This is a genomic window from Hyphomonas sp. (assembly GCF_037969335.1).
In the GTDB taxonomy this organism is placed as follows: Bacteria; Pseudomonadota; Alphaproteobacteria; order Caulobacterales; family Hyphomonadaceae; genus Hyphomonas.
In genome coordinates this window covers 1-8,742 of sequence record NZ_JBBKXE010000009.1, presented here as the reverse complement: position 1 = coordinate 8,742, position 8,742 = coordinate 1, and the positions used below count along the sequence as shown (strand labels likewise).

Below are 8,742 nucleotides of genomic sequence, written 5' to 3'. Positions count from 1 at the left end.
CCTTCTTCGGCGAGCACGGCGATCACGGCGTTGACCTTTACGCCTTCGGTGCCCTCGGCGACGAGGATCTTGGCAATAGTGCCTTCATCGACGGCTTCGACTTCCATCGTCGCCTTGTCAGTTTCGATTTCCGCAATGATGTCGCCGGAGGAGACGATGTCGCCTTCCTTGACGAGCCATTTGGCAAGCGTGCCTTCTTCCATCGTGGGGGAGAGGGCGGGCATGGTGATGTTGATGCTCATGGCGCTACTCCTGGTCCGCGTAGCAGACCTTGCGGGCTGCTGCGACGATGTCGGCGACGCTGGGGAGGCTCATCGCTTCGAGATTGGCGGCGTAAGGCAGCGGCACGTCCTTCTGGTGGACGCGGGCCGGTGGGGCGTCGAGATAGTCGAAGGCTTCGGCGACGACCGTGGCACAGATCTCTGCGCCAATGCCCATGTAGCGCCAGCCTTCTTCACAGGTGACGATACGGTTGGTCTTCCTGACGCTTTCGATGACCGTGGCCGTGTCGAGCGGGCGGATGGAGCGCAGGTCGACAACTTCGGCGCTGATCCCCTGCTCTGCCAGTTCGTCGGCGGCCTGCAGGGCGAATCCGACCATGCGGGAATAGGCCACCAGTGTGACGTCGGTGCCGGCGCGCTTCACGGCAGCCTTGCCGATGGGCAGGACATAATCGTCAAGGTCCGGCACCGGGAAGCTGGTGCCGTAGATCAGTTCATGCTCGAGGAAGACGACCGGGTTGGGGTCGCGGATCGCCGCCTTGAGCAGGGCCTTTGCGTCTGCCGCGTCATACGGCGCGACGACCTTGAGGCCCGGGATATGCCCGTACCATGATGCATAGTCCTGGCTGTGCTGGGCGCCGACGCGGGAGGCTGCGCCATTGGGGCCACGGAACACGATGGGACAGCCCATCTGGCCACCGGACATGTAGAGCGTCTTGGCGGCGGAGTTGATGATGTGGTCGATGGCCTGCATGGCGAAATTGAAGGTCATGAATTCGACGATGGGCTTCAGGCCGCCAAAAGCCGCGCCGACGCCGAGGCCGGCAAAGCCATGCTCCGTGATCGGCGTGTCGACGACGCGGCGGGCGCCGAATTCCTGCAGCAGTTCGCGGGTGACCTTGTAGGCGCCCTGGTATTCGGCGACCTCCTCGCCCATGACGAAAACGGTTTCGTCGCGGCGCATTTCCTCGGCCATGGCGTCACGCAGCGCGTCGCGGACCGTGGTTTCGGTGAAGGTTGTGCCCTCGGGAATGGAGGGATCGGAGAGGACGGCTGCGGCGGGCGCGTCTTCGGATTCGACCTTAGGCGCGGGCGCAGCTGCGCTGGATTCTGCCGGTTGTTCTTTCGGAGCGGCGGCAGGCGCTGCGGCGCCATTGGATGACGGCTTCACGCTGCCTGCGTCTTCGCCCTCTTCGGCGAGGACGGCGATGACGGCGTTCACTTTGACGCCTTCGGTGCCTTCAGCGACGAGGATCTTGGCGAGGATGCCTTCGTCCACGGCTTCGACTTCCATCGTCGCCTTGTCGGTTTCGATCTCGGCAATCACGTCGCCGGAGGAGACGGTGTCGCCCTCCTTCTTCAGCCATTTGGAGAGCGTGCCCTCTTCCATGGTGGGTGACAGGGCCGGCATGAGAATATCAACGGACATCTAGACGGACTCCACTTCGCGAAGGACATCCGTCCAGAGTTCGGACGGATCGGGCTCGGGGCTTTCGAGCGAGAAGTCGGCGGCGTCCTTGACGATGCCCTTGATCTCCTTGTCGATGTTCTTGAGTTCCTCTTCCGTCGCATGACCCGCTTCGATCAGCTGGCCCTTGAGGCCTTCGATCGGGTCGTGATGGGTGCGGATGTCGTCGACCTCTTCGCGTTTGCGATACTTGGCGGGGTCGGACATGGAGTGGCCACGATAGCGGTAGGTCTTCATTTCGAGAATGTAGGGGCCCTTGCCGGACCGGGCATATTTGACGGCCTTTTCACCGGCTTCCTTCACCGCGAGGACGTCCATGCCGTCAACGGCTTCGCCCTCAATCTCGAAACTGATGCCGCGCTTGAACAGTTCGACTTCAGCCGAGGCGCGGGCGACACTCGTGCCCATCGCATACTGGTTGTTCTCGATGACGTAGACGACCGGCAGGTTCCAGAGGGAGGCCATGTTGAAGGCCTCGTAGACCTGGCCCTGGTTTGCAGCGCCATCACCGAAATAGGTGATGGATACATTGTCATTGCCCTTGTACTTGTTGGCAAAGGCGAGCCCGGTGCCGATCGGCACCTGCGCACCGACGATGCCGTGGCCGCCGAAGAAGTTCTTTTCGCGGCTGAACATGTGCATGGAGCCGCCCTTCCCTCTGGAGAGTCCGTCTGCACGCCCGGTCAGCTCCGCCATGACACCTTTCGGGTCGAGGCCGCAGGCCAGCATGTGACCATGGTCGCGGTAACCGGTGATGACCTGGTCGCCATCCTTCAGGCAAGCCTGCATGCCGGTGACGACCGCTTCCTGACCAATATAGAGGTGGCAGAAGCCGGCAATCTTGCCCATGCCGTAGAGCTGGCCAGCCTTCTCTTCGAAGCGCCGGATCAACAGCATCGCCCGATAATATTCGAGCATGTCGGCCTTGCTTGTCTTAGTGGGTGTTTTTTTGGCACTCTTAGGTTTTGTCGCCATCAGATAACTCCATCCCTTACCCGTCTTATGTATGCGTGTTTCCGTTGCGACAAGTCAGAACATCTATGTCAATTTGCAACACTGCCCGCTGACGCCATGAGGACGATCTCGTTCGGGTACACAAAAGCGAGCTTATCGCGCGCCAGGGCTTCGACAAAATCCGGATCGACCGATCCCGGCGTGAGCCTGCGGATATCGGTGCGCAGGCGGGTCAGATCGGCCTCGATCCTGGCCAGATCGGCCTTGCGGTCTTCGAGTTCCAGCTGGGCATCAGACCAACGGCCAAGGCCCTTCTCCCCCGCAAACGCGTGGTAGGCGAAGTAGAGCACAAGCAGGCTGAGCCCGAGGGCCTCGAGGCGGGATACCATGCTGCAGATCTGTAGACGCGATTGGTTAACCGCGGGTTTGCGCTATTCCGCGTTGATGCGCGACCGGCCGGCATAGATGCCGATCGGGCCGAGCTCTTCCTCGATGCGAATCAACTGGTTGTATTTCGCAATCCGGTCAGAGCGGGACAGCGATCCGGTCTTGATCTGTCCGCAATTGGTGGCGACCGCGAGGTCGGCAATCGTCGTGTCCTCTGTCTCGCCGGAGCGGTGGGACATGACGGCCGTATAGGCGTGGAGGTGCGCCAGTTCGACGGCGTCGAGCGTTTCCGACAGCGTGCCGATCTGGTTGACCTTGATCAGGATCGAATTGGCAGCGCCCCTCTGGAGGCCGGTCGATAGGCGTTCCGGATTGGTCACGAAGAGATCGTCGCCGACGAGCTGGATGCGGTCGCCGATCATTTCGGTCAGCGCGACCCAGCCGTCCCAGTCGTCCTCGGCCATGCCGTCTTCGATCGAGATGATCGGATAGCGGCCGCAGAGGTCTGCAAGATATTTGGCGAATTCGTCAGACCCGAGAATCTTGCCTTCACCCGCGAGGTGGTACTTGCCGTCCTTGTAGAACTCGGTCGAGGCCGCATCGAGCGCGAGCGCGATGTCTTCGCCCGGCGCATAACCGGCCTTTTCGATGGCTTTCATGATGAAGCCGATCGCCTCTTCGGTCGAGCCGATGTTCGGCGCAAAGCCGCCTTCGTCGCCGACATTGGTATTGTGCCCGGCGTCGCTGAGCGTTTTCTTAAGCGCGTGGAAGACTTCTGCGCCCATGCGGACCGAATCTGTCAGGCTCTCGGCGCTGACCGGCATGATCATGAATTCCTGGATATCGATCGGGTTGTCGGCATGCTCGCCGCCATTGATGATGTTCATCATCGGCGTTGGCAGGACGCGGGCATTGGCGCCGCCGATATAGCGGTAGAGCGGCATGGCACAGCTTTCAGCGCCGGCCTTGGCAACCGCCAGCGAGACGCCGAGAATCGCATTCGCGCCGAGGCGGGACTTGTTCTCCGTGCCGTCCAGATCGATCATCATCATGTCGATCAGGCGCTGGTCGGTGGCGTCCATGCCTTCGAGTTCATTGTAGATTTCGCCATTCACGGCATCGACTGCCTTGAGCACGCCCTTGCCGCCATAGCGCGACTTGTCGCCATCGCGTTGCTCGTGGGCTTCATAGGCGCCAGTCGACGCGCCCGATGGCACGGCAGCGCGGCCCGTCGAGCCATCATCAAGGGTAACGTCCACTTCCACGGTCGGGTTGCCCCGGCTGTCGAGGATTTCGCGTGCGTGAATGTCGATGATCTCGCTCATGGCGGTCTTGTGCCCCTTAATTGTGTTCGGCGTCAGATGTAAAAAGCGCCCCCAGCCGGATGGCGGGAGGCGCTGGAACCCTTAGTCTCGTGCGCGCAAATGCGCAACCAGACTAGATATCGCCCTTTGGCTCAAGCACCTGACGACCGCGATACATGCCGGTCTTCATGTCGATGTGATGCGGGCGACGAAGCTCGCCTGACTGGGCGTCTTCAATGTACGTATTCATTGCAAGCCGGTCGTGCGAACGGCGCATGCCGCGACGGGACTTGGAGATTTTGCTCTTAGGAACTGCCATGACAGGTATCCGGATTGTTGCGCATTTTCAGCGTGTGAACTGGAACGGGCCTCTTACAGACGCCAAACCGGCTTTGCAAGGTCTGAACATCACCAAACCCGCGAATTATGTATTCTCCTGCCCTATTGGGGCAAAGGTGTCTCTTTGGCCGCGTCGGCCTGCTGCAGCATCCGCAGCATGTTGCCGCTCCATATCTTCTGGATATCGGCCTCTGAATAGCTCTCAGCCAGAAGGCGTTCGGTGACTTTCGGCAGGAAGGATACGTCTTCCATGCCTTCAACGCCGCCGCCGCCATCCCAGTCAGCCCCCATGCCGATATGGTCGGGTCCGACCACGTCGAGGGCGTGGTTCAAGTGCTCCATGAACTTCTCGAACGTGGAACGAGGGGGCGGAAATGACGCGTCCACCTCTTCCATGCGGGCCATGTAGCGCTCGCGCGTCTCGGCGTCCGCCGTGATCGGCGAGATTCCTTCGAATTCCGTTTGAAGTTCGTCCAGTGCAGCCTGGCGCTCAGGGGTGGGTGAGAGCGCCTCGAGATAACCGCCATAGGCGTTGATTTGTATGACGCCGCCATCGTCGGCGATCTTGCGCAGAAGATCGTCACTGATGTTCCGTGGGTGGTCGTAGACGGCCTTGACGCCTGTGTGAGTGAGAATCAGCGGCGTGGTGGACAGTGCGATCATGTCATCAACCGTCGAATCAGCCGCGTGGGACCCATCCAGGACCATGCCGAGGCGGTTGGCTTCCCTGACCAGTTCTTCGCCGAGCTGGCTGAGGCCACCAAAGTCTCCGGCCGAAAGATCCGTTGCGCTGTCGGCGAACTGGTTGTCGCGAAAATGCACCGGGCCGATAAAGCGGACGCCGCGGTCATAGAAGGTCTTCACCAGCGAAAGATCGGTTCCGATCGGATAGCTGTTTTCGATGGACTGGTAGACGATCCGCTTTCCGGACGCGGCAATACGAGCGGCATCTTCGGACGTGTAGGCGAGTTCAAACGAATCCGGGTGATCGGCAACCATGGTGCGAATCTCATCACTACGGGTGAGTGCCGCCGCTCTTGCGGCTTCATAGGACGCTTCGTCGACAGGCCCTTGCGGCGTGAAAATTACCCAGAAACCACCATCGAGACCTCCGCGCGTCATCTTCGGCAGGTCGACCTGGACGCTGCCGAGCACGCTCGGATTGTCGGCCATGATATCGAAGTCAGGCTTGGAAAGATTCGCAGGCGTATCGAGGTGGGAATCAAGCACGAGCAGGCGTTCGTGTAGCTGGGCTGCTGATTCGGGCTCAGGGACTGTGTCTGCGGGTGCCGGTGCTTTCGGGGAGCAGGCCGTCAGGGCCGCCAGTACCAGCATGCTCGTCATTGTCGTTTTCAAGTGTCAGCCCTCGCCATGTGTTCAGATGGAGAGACCTTATCCGTAAAATGCTGCGGCGCAAGAAAATGGCCGCCCCGAGGGGCGGCCGAGGTAAAGCAAGAAGGACGTCAATGCGTTGTTCTGGCAAAAAGCCTAAAAACGCGGCACCGACAGGTTGGTTAATAGCGGATCTTACCTGAACGGATCCGCGTGCCCTTGTTATGTTCTGTTCACCTGAGACGCGAGTTGCGGCATTCTGCTCAGGTGCCAGGGTCCGGCCGGGTGAAGATGGCCTCGAGGCTGCGCAGGTTCATGCCGTTCTTGAGGTAGTTTGCCGGTGTCAGGTTCACCGCTTTCACGACGCCCCGCTCGATCTGGGTGCCTGTGCCGTCGTCTGTTGGCACCATGTCGAAATCGATGATGTTGATGCAGCCGGTATCCTGCTCGAAGCCCGCACTGGCGCCGAGCGGTGCCCCCACGACAGAGGCAAGCACCATGCGATTGACGACTTCGTGCGCGACGACGAGGGCGCTGGCCCAGCCGGGTCGGGTGAGCAGATCGCTCAAGCCTTCCAGGATGCGTTCAAGGGCATCGGAGAATTTCTCACCGCCTTCGAGGAAACGCGCATCCGGCTCACCCGCCTGTTCGAACGTGAATGTCATCGTGGCGGCCAGATGTTCTGCCGAACGGAAGTCGATGTACTGTCCGGACCGGACCTCGCCGAAACGAGGTTCCTCTTCGAGAACCAGATTCTTTGGATGCTCGGCGAGGACGATCTCGGCCGTTTGCCTGGTACGTTTGAGTCCGGAACAGATCGCGAGATCAAAGTGGACTTCTGAGAGCGCCACGCCCGCGGCCTTCGCTTCGAATTCGCCCGCTTCGGTCAGCACCGCGATCGACGGGTCACGCGCCTTGCGGACGGCGGCCGACGTATAGTCGACGAAGCCGTGGCGCATCAGGTAGATGCGCCGCCGGCCCGTGGTTCCCGGAAGCGCGCTCATTAGCGGCTGACATTCCAGTCGCGCAGGATTTCGTCGGTGTGCTCGCCGACGCCAGCAGGACGTCGCTGGATTTCTGCCGGCGTGCCGGAGAATCGTGGTGCGGGCGCGGGCTGAACGACGCCTTCAACTTCGACGAATGTCTTGCGCTCGACATTGTGCGGATGGCTCGGTGCTTCGGCCATGGACAGAACCGGCGCGAAGCAGATGTCGGTGCCTTCCATGATGGCGCACCATTCGTCGCGCGTCTTGCCTTTGAAGATCGCGGTCAGCTTGGCCTTGAGTGGGCCCCATTTCGATCGGTCCATCTGGGACTTGAATTCCGGGTCGGTGACGCCAGTCTTCTCGAGAAGCAGCGCATAGAATTGCGGCTCGATCGAACCGATGGAGACCCATTTTCCGTCGCTGCATTCGTAGGTGTCGTAGAAGTGCGCCCCGCCGTCGAGCAGGTTCGATTCGCGGTCATCGGTCCACACACCCATGGCTTTCATGCCGAAGAACATGGTGGAGAGTGACGCCGCGCCGTCTGTCATCGCAACATCGATGACCTGGCCCTTGCCGCCATTCTTGACGTTCACGATGCCGGCCAGCAGGCCCATGGCCAGATAGAGGGCACCGCCGCCATAGTCGCCGACCAGATTGAGTGGCGGGCTCGGGCGCTCATCCTTGCGGCCCATGGCGTGGAGCGCGCCCGTCAGAGCGATATAGTTGAGGTCGTGGCCGGCCGCTTGTGATAGCGAACCGAACTGTCCCCAGCCGGTCATGCGACCGTAAACGAGTTTCGGATTGCGCGCGAGAACGGTATCCGGTCCAAGACCGTTGCGCTCCATCACGCCGGGACGGAAGCCTTCGATCAGGCCATCAGCCTTCTCGATCAGTTTCAGGGCGACTTCGACATCTGCCGGATCCTTGAGGTTCAGGCTGATTGATCGGCGTCCGCGACTCATGACGTCCGCAGCGCGACCCGGCTTGCCGTCGCCGGCGCGATCAATGCGGACCACGTCGGCGCCCATGTCGGACAATAGCATGCCACAGAATGGTCCCGGACCGATTCCCGCGAATTCAACAATTTTGACACCGTCCAGTGGCCCACTCGCCATGATCTTCTCCCGTTCTCGATTGGCCAATGCAGCCTGATTAGCGGAACTTTAAGTGTGAAACCGGCAAAAGGAAGGGGTGTCCCAGCGTCGACCGCTGCAGCGTTTCGAGAAATTCATGCCTGACCTGACCTACATGGACCCGCCAATCGAAGTCGCCGCGACGGGTGTGCGGTTCAAGATTGTTGCCGCGCGCCTGCGATCCGGCGGCATGCGCCCGTATGCGAGCGGAGATGCGGTGGATTTCGAGTCATCTGATCCCCTTCTCATCGATCTGGCCAGCGTGCCCATGGCGGTGCTGCAGGCCTGCCACAAAGCGTGCCTTCGCGGTCTGACCCGGCGATTGATCATTCTCGATACCGCAGACGCGGGACTGTTCCTGTCTGACGCGCTCACGGTTCGCCGTGACCGGGACTTGGGAATGTTGAAAGGGCGGTTGTCTGCGATGGCACGCCGGGAGGCGCGAAGCACGGAAGTCGCGATTCGCGCCGAAACTGCGAAAGCATTCGGGATGACCGCATCCGGCCCGCCGCCCGATGCCGCTCCGGAAGTCCTCTATCTTGGCCAGAGTTCGCCGCTGTTCCTGTCCCTGCAAAATGCGCTGAACGCGCGAGGCGTATCCGTGACGGCGGCGCTGAC

At 61.0% G+C, this 8,742-nt stretch carries 10 protein-coding genes; 1 reads left to right on the top strand and 9 read right to left on the bottom strand.

Annotated elements, in window-relative coordinates; all coding sequences use genetic code 11:
- From AADA04_RS00660 to AADA04_RS00620, 9 genes are all read right to left on the bottom strand, one after another.
- The coding region (locus AADA04_RS00660) for a biotin/lipoyl-containing protein (protein WP_340691298.1) at nucleotides 1-242 on the bottom strand (242 nt) is incomplete at its 3' end.
- 4 nt (nucleotides 243-246) lie between these two features.
- Entirely contained in the window at nucleotides 247-1,650 is a 1,404-nt protein-coding gene (locus AADA04_RS00655; protein ID WP_340691297.1) for a pyruvate dehydrogenase complex E1 component subunit beta, read from the bottom strand.
- Nucleotides 1,651-2,664: a pyruvate dehydrogenase (acetyl-transferring) E1 component subunit alpha gene (gene pdhA, locus AADA04_RS00650; RefSeq protein ID WP_340691296.1), complete on the bottom strand. Its 1,014-nt coding sequence runs from the start codon at nucleotides 2,662-2,664 to the stop codon at nucleotides 1,651-1,653. It abuts the gene before it with no gap.
- Between the two features lie 68 nt (nucleotides 2,665-2,732).
- A complete protein-coding gene (locus AADA04_RS00645; RefSeq protein ID WP_340691295.1) occupies nucleotides 2,733-3,032 on the bottom strand; it encodes a septum formation initiator family protein in 300 nt (99 codons plus the stop codon).
- Between the two features lie 42 nt (nucleotides 3,033-3,074).
- Nucleotides 3,075-4,355: a phosphopyruvate hydratase gene (eno, locus tag AADA04_RS00640; protein ID WP_340691294.1), complete on the bottom strand. Its 1,281-nt coding sequence runs from the start codon at nucleotides 4,353-4,355 to the stop codon at nucleotides 3,075-3,077.
- A 112-nt stretch (nucleotides 4,356-4,467) separates the two neighbouring features.
- Nucleotides 4,468-4,653, bottom strand: a complete 186-nt coding sequence (gene rpmF, locus AADA04_RS00635; RefSeq protein ID WP_340691293.1) for a 50S ribosomal protein L32 — start codon at nucleotides 4,651-4,653, stop codon at nucleotides 4,468-4,470.
- Between the two features lie 122 nt (nucleotides 4,654-4,775).
- Nucleotides 4,776-6,017 carry a dipeptidase gene (locus AADA04_RS00630; RefSeq protein ID WP_340691292.1) on the bottom strand — a complete coding sequence of 414 codons (1,242 nt, stop codon included), beginning with the start codon at nucleotides 6,015-6,017 and terminating at the stop codon, nucleotides 4,776-4,778.
- Between the two features lie 251 nt (nucleotides 6,018-6,268).
- The gene (locus AADA04_RS00625) at nucleotides 6,269-7,009 is read right to left on the bottom strand and encodes a histidine phosphatase family protein (RefSeq protein ID WP_340691291.1); all 741 of its coding nucleotides are present in this window, start codon (nucleotides 7,007-7,009) and stop codon (nucleotides 6,269-6,271) included.
- Nucleotides 7,009-8,106 carry a CaiB/BaiF CoA-transferase family protein gene (locus AADA04_RS00620; protein ID WP_340691290.1) on the bottom strand — a complete coding sequence of 366 codons (1,098 nt, stop codon included), beginning with the start codon at nucleotides 8,104-8,106 and terminating at the stop codon, nucleotides 7,009-7,011. Before AADA04_RS00620 ends, AADA04_RS00625 begins: the two co-directional genes overlap by 1 nt.
- Nucleotides 8,107-8,221: 115 nt before the next feature.
- Here AADA04_RS00620 and AADA04_RS00615 point away from each other — a divergent pair.
- Nucleotides 8,222-8,742 (top strand): hypothetical protein (locus AADA04_RS00615; RefSeq protein ID WP_340691289.1); only part of this gene is annotated, 521 nt, incomplete at its 3' end.

What these genes read in the sequence shown, in the direction of transcription:
- eno (WP_340691294.1), bottom strand. Translation starts at nt 4,355, where the DNA reads ATGAGCGAGATCATCGACATTCACGCACGCGAAATCCTCGACAGCCGG.
- AADA04_RS00645 (WP_340691295.1), bottom strand. Translation starts at nt 3,032, where the DNA reads ATGGTATCCCGCCTCGAGGCCCTCGGGCTCAGCCTGCTTGTGCTCTAC.
- AADA04_RS00625 (WP_340691291.1), bottom strand. Translation starts at nt 7,009, where the DNA reads ATGAGCGCGCTTCCGGGAACCACGGGCCGGCGGCGCATCTACCTGATG.
- AADA04_RS00620 (WP_340691290.1), bottom strand. Translation starts at nt 8,106, where the DNA reads ATGGCGAGTGGGCCACTGGACGGTGTCAAAATTGTTGAATTCGCGGGA.
- AADA04_RS00630 (WP_340691292.1), bottom strand. Translation starts at nt 6,017, where the DNA reads ATGACGAGCATGCTGGTACTGGCGGCCCTGACGGCCTGCTCCCCGAAA.
- rpmF (WP_340691293.1), bottom strand. Translation starts at nt 4,653, where the DNA reads ATGGCAGTTCCTAAGAGCAAAATCTCCAAGTCCCGTCGCGGCATGCGC.
- pdhA (WP_340691296.1), bottom strand. Translation starts at nt 2,664, where the DNA reads ATGGCGACAAAACCTAAGAGTGCCAAAAAAACACCCACTAAGACAAGC.
- AADA04_RS00655 (WP_340691297.1), bottom strand. Translation starts at nt 1,650, where the DNA reads ATGTCCGTTGATATTCTCATGCCGGCCCTGTCACCCACCATGGAAGAG.